Here is a 16452-nt window from a genome sequence, read left to right as displayed (position 1 = left end):
GGGAGACTAGGACCATCGAGAACGATCGGTCAAGAAACCCGGTTACGCCGCCCGCACCGCGTACGTCGTGATCCGCACCGACTCGTCGTCCAGGCACTGCCCGGTCTCCAGGTCGAAGCGCTGCTTCAGGAGCGGCGAGGCCACGAACGGGCGGCCCTGGTGGGTGCCGGTGAGGCCGCGGGAGAGGACCGCCGCGCCGCCGAAGGGGTCGCGGTTGTCGACGGCGTACAGGTTGCCGGCGCGGTCGCGGAACAGGGCCGCCTGACGGCCGTCGGGCAGCAGGGCCGCCACGCCCCGGCCGGGGAGCAGCCGGGCCAGCTCGCAGACCGCGAACCAGTCGTCGTTCAGCCGGAGTTCGACCTTCAGGTCGGTGGTCTCGGGTGCCAGGGTCATCGCTGGGCGCTTCCTTCCAGGGGGCGGTGTCCGATGGTCAGCAGCGGCAGGTCGGGCTTGATCTGGTCGCGCTCGGGGACGAAGCCGACGACCGGGTCGGGGGTGTCGGGGGCGTTCACGAAGGACACGAACCGGGCGAGCTTCTCGGGGTCGTTGATGGTGGTCGCCCACTCGTCGGCGTAGTGCGCCACGTGGGCCGTCATCAGGGACTCCAGCTCCTCGCAGATGCCGAGGGAGTCCTCCACGACCACGTCACGGACGTGGTCCAGGCCGCCCGGGATGCGCTCCAGCCAGGTCGAGGTGCGCTCCAGACGGTCCGCGGTGCGGATGTAGAACATCAGGAACCGGTCGATCAGCTTGATCAGTTCGGCGTCGGTGAGGTCCTGGGCCAGCAGGTCCGCGTGGCGCGGGGTCGCACCGCCGTTGCCGCCGACGTACAGGTTCCAGCCGCTCGCCGTGGCGATGACGCCGAAGTCCTTCGACTGGGCCTCGGCGCACTCGCGGGCGCACCCGGAGACCGCCGACTTGAGCTTGTGCGGCGACCTCAGGCCGCGGTAGCGCAGCTCCAGGTCGATCGCCATGCGGACCGAGTCCTGGACGCCGTAGCGGCACCAGGTCTGGCCGACGCAGGACTTCACCGTGCGCAGGGACTTGCCGTAGGCGTGGCCGGACTCGAAGCCGGCGTCCACCAACCGGGTCCAGATCAACGGGAGTTGCTCGACGCGGGCGCCGAACATGTCGATCCGCTGACCACCGGTGATCTTCGTGTAGAGACCGAAGTCGCGGGCGATCTCGCCGATCACGATGAGACCCTCCGGGGTGATCTCACCGCCGGGGATGCGCGGCACGACCGAGTAGGAGCCGTTCTTCTGGATGTTGGCGAGGAAGTGGTCGTTGGAGTCCTGCAGGGACGCCTGCTCGCCGTCCAGGACGTAGTTGCTCGCGCCGATGGTCGGGGCGAGGGAGGCGATGATCGAGGCGACCGCCGGCTTGCAGATCTCGCAGCCGTCGCCGCCCTTGGCGCCGTCGCGGCCGTAGCGGTCCAGGAGGTCCTGGTAGGTGTTGATGCGCAGGGCGAGGACGATCTCGTAGAGCTCCTCGCGGGTCTGCGAGAAGCAGCCGCACAGGCCCTTGTCGACCTCGACGCCGGACGCCTCCAGCTCCGCGGTGACCAGCTGGCCGAGCACCTTGACGCAACTGCCGCAGGTGGTACCGGCCTTGGTGCACTTCTTCACCTCGGGCACGGTCGTGCACTGGTGGTCGGTGACCGCGGCGCGGATCGTGCCCTTGCGGACGTTGTTGCAGGAGCAGATGATCGCGTCGTCCGGCAGCGCGGTCGGGCCGAGCTGGACCGACTCCCCGGCACCGGCGGGCAGCACCAGCGACTCGGGCGAGACCGGCGGGACCGAACCGGTGAACGCCTTCAGCGTGCCGTACGCCTCCGCGTCGCCGACCAGGATGCCGCCGAGCAGCGTGCCGTCCCGGCCGATGACCAGCTTCTTGTACAGGCCCGAGCGGGAGTCGGAGTAGACGACGTCCAGGCAGTCCTCGGCGGTGCCGTGCGCGTCACCGAAGGACGCCACGTCCACGCCGAGCAGCTTCAGCTTGGTGGAGAGGTCGGCGCCGGTGAACGACAACTCCTCGCCCTCGTCGGCGGCGATGGTCGCCGCGGCCGTCTCGGCCTGCTCGTAACCAGGGGCCACCAGGCCGTACACCCGGCCGTCGGCGGCCAGCGCGCACTCGCCGATGGCGAAGACGTGCGGGTCGGAGACCGTACGGCACTGCTCGTCGACGGTGATGCCGCCGCGCTCGCCGACCGTCAGACCGCAGTCGCGGGCCAGCTGGTCGCGAGGGCGGACACCGGCGCTGAACACCACCAGGTCGGTGGCGAGTTCGCTGCCGTCGGAGAGCTTCATGCCGGTGACGGCACCTTCGGCGTCGACCACGATCTCCTGGGTGCCCACCCCGGTGTGGACGCTCAGGCCCATCTCCTCGATGGTGCGCAGCAGCGCCGCGCCGCCGCCCTCGTCGACCTGCACCGGCATCAGCCGCGGCGCGAACTCCACGATGTGGGAGGTCAGTCCGAGACCCTTCAGCGCGCCGGCCGCCTCCAGACCGAGCAGACCGCCGCCGACCACGGCACCGGTGGTGCGGGTCTTCGCGTACTCCTCGATGGCGAGGAGGTCCTCGATCGTGCGGTAGACGAAACAGCCCTGGGCGTCCTTGTTGGGGACCGGCGGCACGAACGGGTAGGAGCCGGTGGCGAGGACGAGGGTCTCGTACGCGAAGACCTGCCCGGACTTCGCGGTGACCTTCTTCGCCTCGCGGTCGACGGCGACGGCCGGGTCGCCGACGTACAGCTCGATGCCGTGCGTCTCGATGAACTCCATGTCCGTCATGGACAGGTCTTCTGGCGTCTTGCCCGAGAAGTACGAGGTGAGCGCGACGCGGTCGTACGCGGGACGCGGCTCCTCGCACAGCACGACCACGCGGTGGGTGGCGGTCATGCCGCGCTCGGCGAGAGCTTCGAGGAAGCGCTGGCCGACCATGCCGTGGCCGACGAGCACGATCGTGGGGGTGGGCCCCGGGGTGGCGGTCATCTCAGGAGCCTCCATCGTTGGTGAGCAGGTGGAGCAGCGGGCCGCCGTCGGAGGGGAGCGGCTCTGCTCCCTCCCAGGCGCGGGCGAGCGCGCCGACGGTGCCGAGTTCGCCGACGAGGACCCCGCCGACCAGGCGGTCGTCGCGGACGACGACCTTGCGATAGGTGCCGCGGGTGGCGTCCGCGAGCTGGACGACGTCGTCGCCCGGGAGCGCCTCGGTCTCGCCGAACGCCGCCAGGTCGAAGGCGCTCTGGCCGGGCAGCGTGAGCCGGGTCAGCGAACGGGTGCCGGTGTAGCGGGCGTTCGCCCGACCGGCCAGCAACTCGGCGAGCACATCGGCCTGTTCGAGGGCCGGGGTGGCGAGGCCGTAGACATTGCCGTCGTGCTGGGCGCAGTCGCCGATGGCGTGGATGTACGGGTCGGACGTGCGCAGTTCGTCGTCGACGACGACTCCCTTGCGGACCTGGAGGCCCGCGGTCTGCGCGAGACCGACACGGGGGTGGACCCCGCAGGCCAGGACCACGATCTCGGCGTCGAGGGCGTATCCGTCGGCCATCTCGACCGAGCGGACCGCGCCGCCGACGCAGCGCACGTCACGGACGCGCAGATCGGTGTGGACCTCGACGCCGAGGTCCCCGAGGTGGCGCCGGACCAGCTTGGACGCGCTCGGGTCGAGCTGGCGCTCCATCAGCCGCTCGGACTGCTGGGCCAGTATGACCTGGGCGCCACGCTGGGCGAGCGCGCGGGCCGCCGAGACCCCGAGGAGTCCGCCGCCGATCACGATCGCCTTCACTCCGGGCCGGACCGCCTTGGAAAGACCCAGGCAGTCGTCCATGGTGCGGAAGGCGTGGACGCCCTCCGGCAGCTCGTGGTCGGGGGTGAACAGACCGCGCAGCGGCGGCAGGACCGGGTTCGAGCCGGTGGCCAGAACCAGCCGGTCGTATGCGATCTTCGAACCGTCCGCGCACTCGACGGTCCGCGCCTCGCGGTCGATGCCCAGGACCCGGGCGCGGGTCAGCGCGGCCGGTGCCGGCAGCGCGATCACGTCCGGGGTGTACCGTCCCGCCAGCACCTCGGCGAGGAGCACCCGGTTGTACGGGCGGTGCTCCTCCTCGCCGACGAGCGTCACGGGCGTGCCGAGCTCTCCGAGCCGCCGGGCGAGCCGGACGCCCGCGAGCCCGGCGCCGATCACCACCACACGCGTATTCGAGGTCATGTCCACGAGCGTGCGTTGCGGGTGTTACCCGACCGCATCACGTCTGTTTCCCGCGGGGAACGCTGCCCTCAGCAGGTGCCGGGACCGGATGTGAGGGTTCGGCGCGCACGGCCGGTGCGCACTGTGAGGAGGACCGCGGTGCGGGCGTCGGTGCCGGTGAGGACGTACGGCGCGGCCTACGGCCCGTCCTCCGCCGGCCCCCTGTGCGGCGCCCCCGTTCCGCCGCGGTGTGACGGTACGCACGTTCCGCCGCCGCTATCACGCGGTCCGGGTGTCTTCGGGGGCCCTGTGCCGCACGGCCCTCGGGCCGGTCCTGCTGCTCGGCCTGCTGGCACCCCGGCCGCGTAAGCGCTCGGCACCGGCAAGGCGGTCGCCGGTGCCTTCCTCGGCATTTATTGCGTACGAACAACCGCTCGCCCGACGCTACCGTGGCGCCGTGACGACTCAGGTGATCGTGGTCAACGGTGGTTCCAGCTCGGGCAAGTCCGGGATCGTGCGTTGTCTGCAGGCGGTCCTGGCGGACCCGTGGCTGGCCTTCGGGATCGACGGGTTCGTCGAGTCGATGCCCGCCTCGCTCCGGTCCTCCGGCACGGGCATCGAGTTCGCGGCGGACGGCGGAGTGAGCGTGGGTGAGGAGTTCACGCGGCTGGAGGCGGCCTGGCGGGCCGGGGTCGCCGCGACGGCCTGGGCGGGCGCCCGGGTGATCGTCGACGACGTGTTCCTGGGCGGCGCGCACTCGCAGGAACGGTGGCGGAAGTCGCTGGACGGACTGGACGTGCTGTGGGTCGGCGTCCGGTGCGACGCGGAGGTGGCCGCGGGGCGGGAGATCGTCCGGGGTGACCGCTCGCGCGGGATGGCGGAGAAGCAGGCGGAACTCGTCCACCAGGGCGTGGTCTACGACATCGAGGTCGACACCACCCACACCGAGGCCCTGGACTGCGCGCGCACCATCGCCGAGGCCGTCGTCAGCGGTTCCCCGTGAGGTGCGCGAACACCACCACGTTCCCCCGGTAACCGGTCTGGCGTGAGTAGCCCCCGCCGCAGGTGATCACCCGCAGCTCGGGCCTGCTCGCGGCCCCGTACACCTTCTCGTCGGGGAAGTCCTTCGCGTCGTACACCTCGACCGCGTCCACGGTGAACACCGCGACACTTCCGTCGCGCCGGTCCACCTCGATCGCGCGGCCCTTCCGGAGGGCGCCGAGGTCGTAGAAGACGGCGGGTCCTTCGGCGTTGTCGACGTGCCCGGCGAGAATCGCGGTGCCCGTCTCACCCGGGGTGGTGCCGGCCTCGTACCAGCCGGCGAGGTTCTTCCGGCCGGCCGGCGGGACGTCGAGGCTGCCGCTCCGGGTGAGGGCGAGGCCCATCAGCGGCGCGTCCACGCCGATCGCGGGGATGCGCACGCGGTCCGGCGGGGAGGGCGGCAGGGCGGGCGCCGCGGCCCGGCCGGCGGTGCCCCCCGTGCGGGAGTGCGCCTGGGCCGCGGACGGCTGCGGCGGGGCGTGGGTCTCGGCGCCGCTGCGCAGCAGCCACGCGCCGGTGCCCAGGGCCACCACGGTGACGCCCGCTATGAGGGTGTTGCCGAAGCCGCGGTTGCGCACAGGAACCTCCTCGACGGCCTGCCCGTCCCCCTCCGGGCCGCGAGGGGCGTCGGACCCGGAGGGGGAGGGGACATGCGGTACCGGCGGACGGACAGCGGAGGGTGTCCGTCAGATCCCGTCGCCTCTCGCCCGGCGATGCAGGAGCCAGGTACCGCCCGCGGCGGCGACGGCGAGAGCCGCCACACCGGCCGCGGTCTGCACGGGATCGGGGCCAAGAGCGCCACCGACCCCCGTCTTCACACTTCCTCGGGGATGCACCGACTGACGCTGCGAGGTCAGTGTGACCACCAGGTCGCCGGTCACCCGCCGGCCGCCGTCCGCACAGGTCGCGGCGATCTCGTACGTCCCCGGCTGCGCGCTCGGCGGCACCCGGAACTGTCCGATCGCGTCACCCTCGTGCGTGCTGGGCGCCAGCGTGAAGGAGTCCGCGCCCACCGCGCTGGCGTCCCCCTGCGCCGTACCGCCGTCCCCGCACGCGGCCGTGTTCACCGTGACCTGGCCGCCCGGCACCGCGGACGACGGGAACACCTCGAGACCGTCCGAGTCTCCCGCGTACGCGGGCGCACAGACGAGGCCCGCGGCGACGACGAGCGCGCTGCCGGTCAGCAGCCGGGCGGTGGGGCGCATGGTGCTCCTTCGGGCTCTCGAGTGGATGCCTGTGCCTTCGAGGTAAGTGGCAGTGGGCCGAGCCCGCTTCCTGAGAGCCCGTCAGAAATGTGGTGAATGGGTGTCAGATCGCTGCGCCCCGGGCCGGTTCGGCCGGAGTTTCAGCAGGTCATCGCCGTGCCGCGGGCAGGTCGCCGAAGAGAACCCGAAGAAGTGCGGGCGCACGTGTGAACGGGTGACCCGTCGCCCGCGATCCGCGCTTGACCTCAACTTTGGTCGAGGTATCAGGCTGTCCTGCATGAAGACAGACACCGCTCCTCTCCACGTAGCCCTCGTCATCGGCAGCAACCGCCACGGCCGCTTCGGCCCCGTCGTCGCCGACTGGCTCCTCGACCGCCTCCGCGACCGCGACGACCTGGTCCCCGAGATCGTGGACGTGGCCGAGACCGACCTGCCCATGACCATGGCGCCGAGCCCCGAGACGACCGCCGCCCTCGCCTCGGTGACCCCGAAACTCGCGTCGGCGGACGCCTTCGTGGTCCTCACCCCCGAGTACAACCACTCGTACCCGGCCGGCCTGAAGAACCTGATCGACTGGCACTTCACGGAGTGGCAGGCCAAACCGGTGGCCCTCGTCTCCTACGGCGGCATCTCGGGCGGCCTGCGAGCGGTGGAACACCTCCGCCAGGTCTTCGCCGAACTCCACGCGGTGACGGTCAGGGACACGGTGAGCTTCCACAACGCCGGGGGCTCCTTCGCCGACGGCCGCCCGAAGGATCCGTCGGGCCCGGACGCCGCGGCGAAGGCGATGCTGGACCAGCTGGTCTGGTGGGGGCGGGTGCTGAGGGAGGGGAGGGCCGCCATGCCGTACGGAGGGTGAACGGCCGGCGGGTCGGGATGCCGCGCCGGACCCCCGTATCGGCGCTACGGTGAGGTGATGGGCATGGAACAGCGCATCACCCTGATCACGCTGGGCGTCTCGGACCTGGCCCGTTCCAAGGCCTTCTACGAGGCTTTGGGCTGGCGTGGCCAGGAGGTCGCGGAGACCGTCTTCTTCCAGGCCGGGGGACTGGGCCTGGTCCTGTGGAGCCGGGAGAAACTGGCGGCGGACTGCGGCCTCGAACCGGGTCCGGCGTACGGCTTCGGCGGTATCGCCCTCGCCCACAACGTCCGTTCGGAGGCGGAGGTCGACGCCCTCCTCGCGAAGGTGGCGGAGGCGGGCGGCACGATCACCAAACCGGCCGCGGTGAACGAGATCGGCTTCTACTCCAGCGCCTTCACGGACCCGGACGGCCATGCCTGGGAGGTGGCGTACAACCCGGGCTTCCCCCTGGCGGAGGACGGCACGGTCACGCTTCCGGACTTCGGCTAGGGCCCACTGGAGGGGTGCCCCGATCTGGAGGGGCGCCCCTATCTGGAGGGGCGCCCCAATGGCATCGCAGCCGGTCGTCCGGGAGGGCGTGCCGGGCCCCGCCTCCGCGATTCAGCCCTCCCGGCCCGAGAACCCCTCCGCGAGCGCGCGATGCCGCGATGCGGCCTGCTGGGCCTCGGCGGGGGTGAGGGACGAGCCCGGCAGCCGGCCGAGGCGCTCGATCTCGTCGGCGAAGCGCAAATGCTCCGAGCGGGCGTGCTCCCGGCAGGGCAGGCACGTCACGTGATCCGGTCGCGGCGAGGTCATGGCGTACGGCACCCGCAGTCCGCACCCGGTGACGACGACGCTCGGCAGGTCCCCGGCCAGGCCGAACGTGGCCGCGAGCATATTGCGGACGGCGGCCTCACCACGGACCACCTTCACCTCGACATGGATGTGCGGGTCGTCCTCTCCCACCCGTCCTCCTCGCCCGACTGCCCTCGTCCTCCCACGGGTACGGCCGCCCCGGATCGCGGGGCGGCCGTGTCACACGCCAGAACTCTCAGTTCACGTTCACCGCGCTCCAGGCCGCCGCCACCGCGTTGTACTCCGTACTGCCCGCGCCGTACAGGTCCTTCGCCGCGTTCAGGGTGGCCGTCCGTGCCCCCGCGTAGTTCGTCGAGGACGTCATGTAGACCGTCAGCGCCCGGTACCAGATGGCGCCCAGCTTGTCGCGGCCGATGCCGGTGACCGTGGAGCCGTTGGAGGTGGGGGAGTTGTAGCTGACGCCGTTGATGGTCTTGGGCCCGCTGCCCTCCGCCAGCAGATACGCGAAGTGGTTCGCGACGCCGGAGGAGTAGTGGACGTCGAGGTTGCCGACCGAACTGCTCCAGGAGTCGGCGGAGCTGCCGTCCTTGGAGGGCTTGTCCATGTAGCGCAGGGCGTCGCGTCCGAAGCCGGAGCGGACGATCTTCTCGCCGATCAGGTAGTCGCCGGTGTCCGAGGAGTTGCCCGCGTAGAACTCCACCAGCGTGCCGAAGATGTCGGAGGTCGCCTCGTTGAGGCCGCCCGACTCGCCCGAGTACGTCAGCGCCGCCGTCTTCGAGGTCACGCCGTGGGACATCTCGTGGCCGGCCACGTCCAGCGACACCAGCGGACCGAGCTGCGTCCCGTCACCGTCGCCGTACGTCATGCAGAAGCAACTGTCGTCCCAGAAGGCGTTGTTGTAGTTCGTGCCGTAGTGGACGCGGTTGTAGGAGCCCTTGCCGTCGCCGCCGATGCCGTTCCTGCCGTGGACGTTCTTGTAGTAGTCCCAGGTGACGTCGGTGCCGTACTGCGCGTCCACCGCCGCCGTGGCCCGGTCCGAAGTCGCCCCCGTCCCCCAGTGGTTGTCGGCGTCGGTGAACACGGTGGACGGCGCCCGGCTGATGCAGATGGTCAGGAAGCACAGGTCGGTCTTGTTGGCCGCGTCGCCGGTGTAGGTGTTCCCGCGGGTGGCGTCCTTGAGCTGGTACGTCGACCCCGACTGCGTCGTCTGCAGCGAAACCGTGCCGCTGTACAGCGACTTGCCGTCGCCGGCCGCCTGCTCGATGCTGTCCCACGCGTCGATCTGCGCACCCGTCCGCGCGTCCGTCAGCACCGTCCGCGCCACCGGGTTGCCGAGGGAGTCCTGTGCGGCGGCGTTCGTCTGCCAGGCCAGCTTCGGCGCCCCGTGCAGGGCGTCGACGACCAGCTGCGGCTTGGCGGTCAGCTTCTTCAGCGTCTCGCCGAGGTTGGCGGCCTTGAGGGCGTTCGCCGCGAGGTCGGCCGCCTTCGGGGCGGACAGGACCGGGGTGACGCTGGACAGGGATATCGCGCTCCTCGTGGCGCGCGAGGAGCTCTTGTACGCCCCGTCCGGCGCCAGGTGGACCACGAAGTCTCCGCCCAGTACGGGCAGTTGGCGGTAGGTACGGTCGTAGCGCACGTGCTGCGTACCGTCGGCGTCGACGATCACGTCACGGACCTTGGTGTCCTGGCCGGAGGTGAGGCCCAGTGCCGCGGCCCGGTCGGCCAGGACGGAGGCGGCGTTCTCGAGCGCGGTGGCCCTGGTCGGTCTGTCGGCCGCACCGGCGGCGGGGGAGAGGGCGGCGGCCAGCAGGGTGGCGGCGGTGGCGGCGACTCCGGCGGTGGCGAGACGGCGGGAACGGGCACCTCGGACGTACGGCCGTATCCGACTCATCGGTCTCCTCTGAAAGGCGCCATCCAACGCGGCGCGGCGTGTGGGGGGTGGCGCGGACGTTGACCAAGATTTAAGAGGTCATGACAAGCCGTGTCCATACCGCGTCACGTGCAGGTTTGTGAGGGGAGAGAATCGTTTCTGTGACCCCTGCGAGACTCCCGTTCTTCGTCTACGGCACCCTCCGCCCCGGCGAGGCCAACCACGACCTCTTCCTGCGCGGCCGTATCCGCTCCGAGGAACCGGGCCGACTCACCGGCGCGCTGCTCTACGACGGCCCCGGCTATCCGTACGCCGTCGAGGAACCGGGCGGCGGACCGGTTTCCGGCGAGCTCGTGACCGCCCGCCCCGAGGAGTACGACGAACTGCTCGCCGCGCTGGACGAGTTGGAGGAGTACGCCCCGGGCGACCCGCGCAACCTCTATGAACGGGTCGCCCGTGAGGTGACCAGGACCGCCGACGGCACAGCCGTGCGCGCGTGGGTGTACGTGGCCGCGCCCTCCGTCACGGTCCGCCTACGGGCGCGCGGCAAACTCATCGAGAGCGGCGACTGGCTGTCCCACCGCTGAGCGATGCGGGCGGTGCGGGCGGTGTGAGCGACCGGACCGACACGGGCACCCCGCCCGTCGCCGTCGGCCCTGAGGGGAAGCGCACCGCCCTGGTGTACCGGGCTTGTTGACAGAATACCGACGGCCGTTGCCTCGGTGACGGGCCACCGCGAGCCGGCGACAGGGGCCTGGTCCCAGCCCCGACAGGCGGGATGCACAGCAGGGCGCCTGCGGCGAAGTGCTTCGTGCCGCGCTGCATGTCGAGGCCGGCTCCCACCTTGCCGGGACCCACCGCACCTCCGAGGGACGGGACCGGCCACGACGACACTCACGGCGCCGCGGGCGAGAACGGGGTCGTCCTCACCCGCTGCACCGCTGTCAAAAAGACCACGGCCGGCCGATCGACCGTTCGAGATGCCGTGGGCGACTGAGCGGTCGTATGTCAGTGGCGGGTGGGGTACGCCGGGCGGTCGTCGCGGCCGACGGACAATTGGGCCGGGTAGTACGGGACATACGCCGCGCCGTCCAGACCGATCGCGGTGGCCGACTTCTGGAGCGCGACCGGAGTCGCGACGTTGTCCCAGCGGCCGGTGCTGACGCGGTGTTCGAGCGCGTGCAGGGCGGCCACGGTCTCGGCTGTGGTGAATGTGCAGTGGCCCTGTCGCTCGACGAACGCCTGCCGCAGCAACGCGCCGTCGCCGGAGGCGCGCACACGGGCGGCGAAGCGGTTCTCCTGCTCCACCGGAACCAGGTTGTCGCCGGTGGTGTGGATGTCGAGCAGGGGTACGTCGAGTCCTTGGCCGGCGGAGGACGTCTGCTGCGCTCTGCGGACGGCGGCGGCATCGGCGGTGATGGTGGCGCCCTTGGTCAGCGCGCTCAGGTCGGCCCGCAGGTCGAGGCCGGCCGCCTGATAGAGGGCGTGGACCTGAGGTGCGTGTGGGGAATTGGCGAACAGGCCGGCGTAGTCCACGCCTCGGTTCCAGGAGTTGTTGCCGCCGACGGACTGCTCCATGCCGTACCGGGGGATCTCGAGGAAGGACAGGAGGCCCTGCGCGAACCAGTCGTACTGCTGTGCCTCCTGCCCCGCCCAGTCGGTCGCGGCGGGCCGGTCCTTTCCGGGCGACCAGCCGGGCAGGTTGAGGTAGGCGGCGGCCAGCGCGATCCGGGCCCGGCCCTGCGGTGTGGCCTGCGCGTCGGTGACCGCCTTGGTGAGCAGGGTGGCGGTGGCGGTCGCCTCGTCGGCGGAGCCGAAGCGGACCAGTTTGACGTCCTGCTCCGGCAGGAGCAGCTGGGCGATGGTGTGTTCGGCGTCGAGCTGGTAGTTGTCCAGGTCGGTGCCGCCCGCGACCAGGCCGCACTGGTCGAACGCGCCGTCGATGCGCCCGCCGCCGTCCCGGGCGATCTGCGCGTTGATGAGCCCGCCCATCGAATTGCCGATGGCCAGCGTGCGGCGTGGGGTGCCGATCTTCGCTGTGACGGCGTCGAGCGTGGCGAACTGGTCGCGTTCGGCGCTGTTCAGGGCCCACGACGAGCCGTTGGGGTCGTACGACGACCCGGCCATCGCGTAGCCCTCGGCGAGCAGTTCGGTGTGTACGGCGTCGGTGGGGGCGTCCTGGGCGGTGAGGGTGCCGAAGCCGTGGCTGAACAGCAGCAACGTGCCGTTCCAGTGGTCGGGTACGTCCGCGACCCAGGTGGCGTCGTCGGAGAGGGTGCCGGTGAGGTGGGTGGTGGCCGGCGTGTCCGCCTCGGCGACCGACAACGGAATGGAGACGAGGGCGACGGATGCCAACGCGGCCAGGGCGATACGCAGGCGTGTGCGACCGACGCGAGGACGGATGCTTGCAGACATGGAACAGCTCCTTGAGAGCGGCTGCGGAAAGGGACACGGGCTGATACTCAGTGCACTGAACGAAGATGCCGAGGAACGTTGGGCTTGTTTCTTGCAGCCCTCAAGAAAATGCACAACATTGATCGTCCGAGGGCAGGTCGGCCCACTTGGCGCCGTTGTCGGCCACATAGCGGACCGCGTCGATCATCTGCCTGTGGCAGAAGCCCTTCGGCCGGCCGCCCCGTCCTTCAAGCAGGCAGGAACTGGCAGCACGACCCGGATGACCTGCCACTCCGCCTCCGGCATGTGGGAGGCGTGGGACGGGGTGCGGTCCGGCCGGTCCGCCCGTTGCCGAACCTGTGCGCGAGGCAGTCACACGACAGGGACGGCGAGTTGGACTCCACGCACACGGGCACGAGAGGCTGCGGCAACAGGACATCCTGGTGATCGGTTTGGTTTGCATCCCCGAGCTACCAAGAGGCCCTGCTGTCATGCGCCGGCCCTTGCGCGATCACCCGATCATGAACCCTGTCCGGCCAGGCCGGCCCCGTGATCGGTAAGTGGATGGCGTCCAAGCGGCGGCCGGCGCAGCGGCACGAGGTCGGCTGCTTGTAGCCGCTGAGGCTGCGCGCGGCGAGTGTTTCCAACGCCGCCGGATCGACCGTCAGACTTGGTCGTGGCTGCACATAGGCGACGACGACTTCTCCCCATTTCTTGTCGGGGACGCCGATCACAGCGGTCTCGAGGACCGACGGATCACCGGCCGACAGTTGTCGGCGCTGAGCTCGATCGTCTTTCCGGCCCATCGGGGTGTGCCCGTCGCGTCATCGCCTTTCTGGTCGGGCGATCAGAACAGGCCGTTGTCGTGGGGCAGGGCGTCCGGGATGGGGGCCACGATGTCCCAGTGCTCGACGATCTTGCCGTCGGCGACCCGGAACAGGTCCCAGTACGCGACCGGAACATCGAACACGCCCTCGGTGACCACCAATACGAAGTTGCCCTCGGCGATCACCCGGTGAGTCGTCCCGTAGGCGATCTTCTTGCCCTGCTCGGTCCACGCCGCAAAGGCGGCACCGAGCCCGGCAAGCCCGTCAGCGACCTCCGGGTGGTGCTGGTCGTACTGCTCGGTGGAGATGAAGTCGGTCACCACGGAGAAGTCACCACCCTTGAGGATGTTCTCGACGAACCCGAGGACCAAGGCACGGTTGGCCTCGGTCTTGTCGAGGTCGCTGACCTGCGTCGGGCCGTCGACCTGCGTGCGGCCCGAGACGGTCTTGGTGGCCTGGGGGGTGAGCGCGTCCCAGTGCTCGGCGAGCTTGCCGTCGGCGACGCGGAACAGGTCGAGGGCGACCAGCGGGTCCGGACCGAAGCCGTAGTAGACGCCGTGGACCGCGACCAGGTCACCCTCGGCGATGACCCGGGCGACCTCGTGACGGACGTCGCCGCTGAGGGACTCGATCAGCCCACGCAGGCCTTCGGGGCCGTCGGGTGCGGCCGAGCTGTGCTGGCGGTAGTCGGCGGCGACCCACCGGTCGACGGCGGTCACGTCCTTGTCGCCGAAAAGCTCCTTGACCGCGGTGAGGACGGTGGTTTTGTTGTCGCTCATGTTCGTCATTCCCTCGTGCTGGTGACCTGATGGCCTGGTGGGCGGCTTGTGGTTCTGGCATCAACATTGGGCCAAAATTCGGTCGGTGCTGCGGTAGGTTCTGGTCTCGTGATGGTGAATTTCGGACAGAGCACCGGCATCCTGAGGGTGGACTTCGACGCGGGCGTCGGAACTCCGGCCGGCGTCGAGGTGATGTCACTGGCCGAGTTCCGGCGGCGTGGGGCCGTCAGGTTCACGACGCCGCAACGCCCCGATTTCCACCACCTCATCGCCGCGGTCAGCGGGACGCTGAGGCAGGAGGTCGACTTCACCACCTACGAGGCGACCCCCGGGAGCTGGTTGTGGGTCCGTCCGGGGCAGGTCCACAGGTGGGGAGACCTGCGCAAGGTCGAGGGGCATCTCGTGCTCTTCGAGAGCGACTTCCTGGATCCGATGGTCGCGGCGCGCTTGGAGACGTCGGGTGGCCCGGTGCAGTACGACGCCGTCGACGACCACGCCGTCGATCTGGCGATCGAGCACCTCTGTCACGAGTACGGCGCCGTCGGCACGAGTCCGCTCGACGTGCACATCGCCATCCTGCGGCACCTGCTGTCCGTGCTGGTGCTCCGGCTGGCCGACCGGCCGGGTGGGCATCCCGGCACCACGGAAGACAGCGAGACCTTCCGCCGATTCCGCGAGGCAGTCGAGCGTGACTTCACCAAGACCCATCAGGTCGCTGACTACGCGAGAGCCCTGGGCTACTCCCCGCGCACGCTGAGGAGGGCAACCGCGTCAGCGGTCGGCACCAACGCCAAGGAGTTCATCGACGAACGCGTCACGCTGGAAGCCAAGCGCCGCCTGGCCCACAGCGACGAGACCGCCGCCCGCATCGCCGCACACCTCGGCTTCAGCAGTGCCACCAACTTCAACAAGTACTTCCAGTCCCGGACCGGACAGAGCCCGATCCAGTTCAGGAACGCGGCCCGCCATCCGCGAGGTGGGGCCTGACGCCGCGGACGGCACTCGACGACGCGACCTCGGCACGGCCACGACCACCGGAGCGACCGGTCCCCACGGCCACGACCGCCAGAGCGACCGGCCCCCACGGCCGCACCGCAGTCCCGCCCGAACCACCCAGCCGCAGATCCGCAAGATCGCGCACCTGCGCTGGAAGCAGCGGCTGGCCCGGTACCAAATCGCCGGACGGCTGGGCATGCCCGCCTCGACCGTCCACGCGGTCCTGACCCGGTGCCGGATCAACAGCCTGTCCCACATCGACCGCGCCACCGGCGAGCCGGTCCGCCGCTACGAGCACGACCGTCCCGGCGCCATGCTCCACATCGACGTCAAGAAGCTGGGTTACGCCGAGATCCGCGACGACGAGAGGGCCGCCACCGCAGTCGACGTCCGGCGCCGGGCGGTGGCCTGGTTCGCCGACCGCGGGATGACTGTCGAGCGTGTCCTGACCGACAACGGCGGCCTACCGCTCCCGGTAATGTTCCCAGGCCTTGCGACTGCAGCGAATCAGCCCACCGCAAAGCACTGCCGGCCTGGCTCCATCATTGCAATCACCACCGCACGGACAGGCCGGTGTTCGCTGTCAGTTGCCGAACAGCTGAAGGGCGCTGAGCCAGATCGCCCACGGGTTCACACGCTCGGGGTAGCGCTGCTTCATCGCGTTGAAGAATTCCGCGGGGTTCGTGGACTGCTCGAGGACGACGGCGCCGGCGTCGAGGTAGCGCCGTGTTTCTTCGATGTCCGATGCGGGATTTCCTCGTTGGGTGTCCTTGTGGCTGGCGACCACGAACCGTGGCTTCAGGGCGGCGACCTTGTCGAGGGCCCGGTGCCACGCGTCCAGGCCGCCGTCTCGGCCTTCTCCGAGGTACTGGTGCACGTTGTTGTAGACGACGTCACCGGCTACGACCAGGTCCAGTGAGGGCACGTGCAGCACGCTGGTGTCGTCGGTGTCGGAGTGGCCGACCTCGTGGGCGAGGAGCTCGTGGCCGTCGAGGAGCAGCCCGTCGGCGGGGAACACGGAACCCTGGACGGTCAGCGGAGGCTCGGGAAGGGCGTCGCCGAAGATGTCCCTGTACACGCCGGCCAGCACTCCGCCGGGTGTCTGGCGGGCGATGCCGGCAAGCACCGCGTCGCTCGCGACCACCGTCACGTCGGGGAACCGGCGGAGCAGGTAATTCGTGGTCGCGAAGTGATCGAAGTGCGCGTGGGTCACATAGATGTAGCGCAGCGCCACATCGTGGCTCTCCACCCATGTGATGAGCCTGCCGGCCTGCCCGCGTGTGACCGGCGGGTCGGTCAGCAGCGCCTCGGTCTTCCCGTAGATGAGCGTGTGGGACATCGATGACCACAGTGACGGCCCGTCGTCCGGCCGCGGCGGAGCCGCGACCGTCACCGGCTCCATGTCCGAGACGAAGACCTCGTAGCGAAGATCGTTGCTGCTCATCGGGTTTCCGCCCGTCCGCCGTCCGCTGCGAGGTTCTCCCGCCGCGGGAAG

At 70.4% G+C, this 16452-nt stretch carries 16 protein-coding genes and 1 pseudogene; 6 read left to right on the top strand and 11 right to left on the bottom strand.

Annotated features, from left to right (window positions below):
* Window positions 1–42: 42 nt before the first annotated feature.
* From nirD to ACIBJB_RS03665, 3 genes are read right to left on the bottom strand one after another with little or no spacing between them, the layout of a single operon-like run.
* On the bottom strand, window positions 43–393 hold the full coding sequence (gene nirD, locus ACIBJB_RS03675; RefSeq protein WP_398926103.1) for a nitrite reductase small subunit NirD: 351 nt from the start codon (window positions 391–393) through the stop codon (window positions 43–45).
* A complete protein-coding gene (gene nirB / locus ACIBJB_RS03670) occupies window positions 390–2993 on the bottom strand; it encodes a nitrite reductase large subunit NirB (RefSeq protein ID WP_398926101.1) in 2604 nt (867 codons plus the stop codon). The genes nirD and nirB overlap by 4 nt, the downstream gene beginning before the upstream one ends.
* 1 nt (window position 2994) lies before the next feature.
* The gene (locus tag ACIBJB_RS03665) at window positions 2995–4209 is read right to left on the bottom strand and encodes an NAD(P)/FAD-dependent oxidoreductase (protein ID WP_398926099.1); all 1215 of its coding nucleotides are present in this window, start codon (window positions 4207–4209) and stop codon (window positions 2995–2997) included.
* Between the two features lie 436 nt (window positions 4210–4645).
* Here ACIBJB_RS03665 and cpt point away from each other — a divergent pair, with 436 nt between their 5' ends.
* Entirely contained in the window at window positions 4646–5191 is a 546-nt protein-coding gene (cpt, locus tag ACIBJB_RS03660; protein ID WP_398926097.1) for a chloramphenicol phosphotransferase CPT, read from the top strand.
* Here the strand turns inward: cpt and ACIBJB_RS03655 are convergent.
* Window positions 5175–5807, bottom strand: coding sequence for a class F sortase (locus ACIBJB_RS03655; RefSeq protein ID WP_398926095.1), 633 nt, complete (start codon window positions 5805–5807; stop codon window positions 5175–5177). The two genes, cpt and ACIBJB_RS03655, sit on opposite strands and share 17 nt — an antisense overlap.
* A 108-nt stretch (window positions 5808–5915) precedes the next feature.
* Window positions 5916–6434, bottom strand: a complete 519-nt coding sequence (locus ACIBJB_RS03650; RefSeq protein ID WP_398926093.1) for a hypothetical protein — start codon at window positions 6432–6434, stop codon at window positions 5916–5918.
* Window positions 6435–6711: 277 nt separating this feature from the next.
* Between ACIBJB_RS03650 and ACIBJB_RS03645 the strand changes: the two genes are divergently transcribed.
* Window positions 6712–7293: an NADPH-dependent FMN reductase gene (locus ACIBJB_RS03645; protein WP_398926091.1), complete on the top strand. Its 582-nt coding sequence runs from the start codon at window positions 6712–6714 to the stop codon at window positions 7291–7293.
* A 63-nt stretch (window positions 7294–7356) separates the two neighbouring features.
* A complete protein-coding gene (locus tag ACIBJB_RS03640; protein WP_398926089.1) occupies window positions 7357–7785 on the top strand; it encodes a VOC family protein in 429 nt (142 codons plus the stop codon).
* A gap of 111 nt (window positions 7786–7896) precedes the next feature.
* On the opposite strand, the gene ACIBJB_RS03635 is transcribed toward ACIBJB_RS03640, so the two are convergent.
* Together ACIBJB_RS03635 and ACIBJB_RS03630 are read right to left on the bottom strand one after the other, a co-directional pair.
* Window positions 7897–8241: a hypothetical protein gene (locus ACIBJB_RS03635; protein WP_398926087.1), complete on the bottom strand. Its 345-nt coding sequence runs from the start codon at window positions 8239–8241 to the stop codon at window positions 7897–7899.
* 85 nt (window positions 8242–8326) lie between these two features.
* On the bottom strand, window positions 8327–9982 hold the full coding sequence (locus ACIBJB_RS03630) for a M4 family metallopeptidase (protein WP_398926085.1): 1656 nt from the start codon (window positions 9980–9982) through the stop codon (window positions 8327–8329).
* Window positions 9983–10122: 140 nt separating this feature from the next.
* Here ACIBJB_RS03630 and ACIBJB_RS03625 point away from each other — a divergent pair, with 140 nt between their 5' ends.
* A complete protein-coding gene (locus ACIBJB_RS03625) occupies window positions 10123–10548 on the top strand; it encodes a gamma-glutamylcyclotransferase family protein (protein ID WP_398926083.1) in 426 nt (141 codons plus the stop codon).
* Window positions 10549–10969: 421 nt separating this feature from the next.
* Here the strand turns inward: ACIBJB_RS03625 and ACIBJB_RS03620 are convergent, their stop codons facing one another.
* The 3 genes from ACIBJB_RS03620 to ACIBJB_RS03610 all read right to left on the bottom strand — a co-directional run bounded on the left by ACIBJB_RS03620 (window position 10970) and on the right by ACIBJB_RS03610 (window position 13961).
* A complete protein-coding gene (locus tag ACIBJB_RS03620; RefSeq protein ID WP_398926081.1) occupies window positions 10970–12376 on the bottom strand; it encodes an alpha/beta hydrolase in 1407 nt (468 codons plus the stop codon).
* 449 nt (window positions 12377–12825) lie between these two features.
* Window positions 12826–13161 carry a hypothetical protein gene (locus ACIBJB_RS03615; RefSeq protein WP_398926079.1) on the bottom strand — a complete coding sequence of 112 codons (336 nt, stop codon included), beginning with the start codon at window positions 13159–13161 and terminating at the stop codon, window positions 12826–12828.
* A gap of 41 nt (window positions 13162–13202) precedes the next feature.
* The gene (locus ACIBJB_RS03610; RefSeq protein WP_398926077.1) at window positions 13203–13961 is read right to left on the bottom strand and encodes a nuclear transport factor 2 family protein; all 759 of its coding nucleotides are present in this window, start codon (window positions 13959–13961) and stop codon (window positions 13203–13205) included.
* Window positions 13962–14072: 111 nt separating this feature from the next.
* Here ACIBJB_RS03610 and ACIBJB_RS03605 point away from each other — a divergent pair, with 111 nt between their 5' ends.
* Window positions 14073–14948, top strand: a complete 876-nt coding sequence (locus ACIBJB_RS03605; protein ID WP_398926076.1) for a helix-turn-helix domain-containing protein — start codon at window positions 14073–14075, stop codon at window positions 14946–14948.
* A 67-nt stretch (window positions 14949–15015) separates the two neighbouring features.
* Window positions 15016–15518 (top strand): annotated as a pseudogene (locus ACIBJB_RS03600) (hypothetical protein); the annotation flags it as partial.
* Window positions 15519–15540: 22 nt separating this feature from the next.
* Here ACIBJB_RS03600 and ACIBJB_RS03595 read toward each other — a convergent pair.
* Window positions 15541–16401 (bottom strand): MBL fold metallo-hydrolase, encoded by an 861-nt coding sequence (locus tag ACIBJB_RS03595; protein WP_398926074.1) that lies wholly within the window; start codon window positions 16399–16401, stop codon window positions 15541–15543.
* Window positions 16402–16452 lie beyond the last annotated feature (51 nt).

This window comes from Streptomyces sp. NPDC050759, from assembly GCF_044456945.1.
Lineage (GTDB): Bacteria > Actinomycetota > Actinomycetes > Streptomycetales > Streptomycetaceae > Streptomyces.
The sequence above is the reverse complement of the archived record's forward strand: the minus strand, read 5'-3'. Positions and strand labels throughout refer to the sequence as shown.

Bases quoted from the DNA above. Each gene is read 5' to 3' on its own strand.
- nirD (WP_398926103.1), bottom strand. From the start codon at position 393: ATGACCCTGGCACCCGAGACCACCGACCTGAAGGTCGAACTCCGGCTG.
- nirB (WP_398926101.1), bottom strand. From the start codon at position 2,993: ATGACCGCCACCCCGGGGCCCACCCCCACGATCGTGCTCGTCGGCCAC.
- ACIBJB_RS03665 (WP_398926099.1), bottom strand. From the start codon at position 4,209: ATGACCTCGAATACGCGTGTGGTGGTGATCGGCGCCGGGCTCGCGGGC.
- ACIBJB_RS03650 (WP_398926093.1), bottom strand. From the start codon at position 6,434: ATGCGCCCCACCGCCCGGCTGCTGACCGGCAGCGCGCTCGTCGTCGCC.
- ACIBJB_RS03645 (WP_398926091.1), top strand. From the start codon at position 6,712: ATGAAGACAGACACCGCTCCTCTCCACGTAGCCCTCGTCATCGGCAGC.
- ACIBJB_RS03640 (WP_398926089.1), top strand. From the start codon at position 7,357: ATGGAACAGCGCATCACCCTGATCACGCTGGGCGTCTCGGACCTGGCC.
- ACIBJB_RS03630 (WP_398926085.1), bottom strand. From the start codon at position 9,982: ATGAGTCGGATACGGCCGTACGTCCGAGGTGCCCGTTCCCGCCGTCTC.
- ACIBJB_RS03620 (WP_398926081.1), bottom strand. From the start codon at position 12,376: ATGTCTGCAAGCATCCGTCCTCGCGTCGGTCGCACACGCCTGCGTATC.
- ACIBJB_RS03615 (WP_398926079.1), bottom strand. From the start codon at position 13,161: ATGGGCCGGAAAGACGATCGAGCTCAGCGCCGACAACTGTCGGCCGGT.
- ACIBJB_RS03610 (WP_398926077.1), bottom strand. From the start codon at position 13,961: ATGAGCGACAACAAAACCACCGTCCTCACCGCGGTCAAGGAGCTTTTC.
- ACIBJB_RS03605 (WP_398926076.1), top strand. From the start codon at position 14,073: ATGGTGAATTTCGGACAGAGCACCGGCATCCTGAGGGTGGACTTCGAC.
- ACIBJB_RS03595 (WP_398926074.1), bottom strand. From the start codon at position 16,401: ATGAGCAGCAACGATCTTCGCTACGAGGTCTTCGTCTCGGACATGGAG.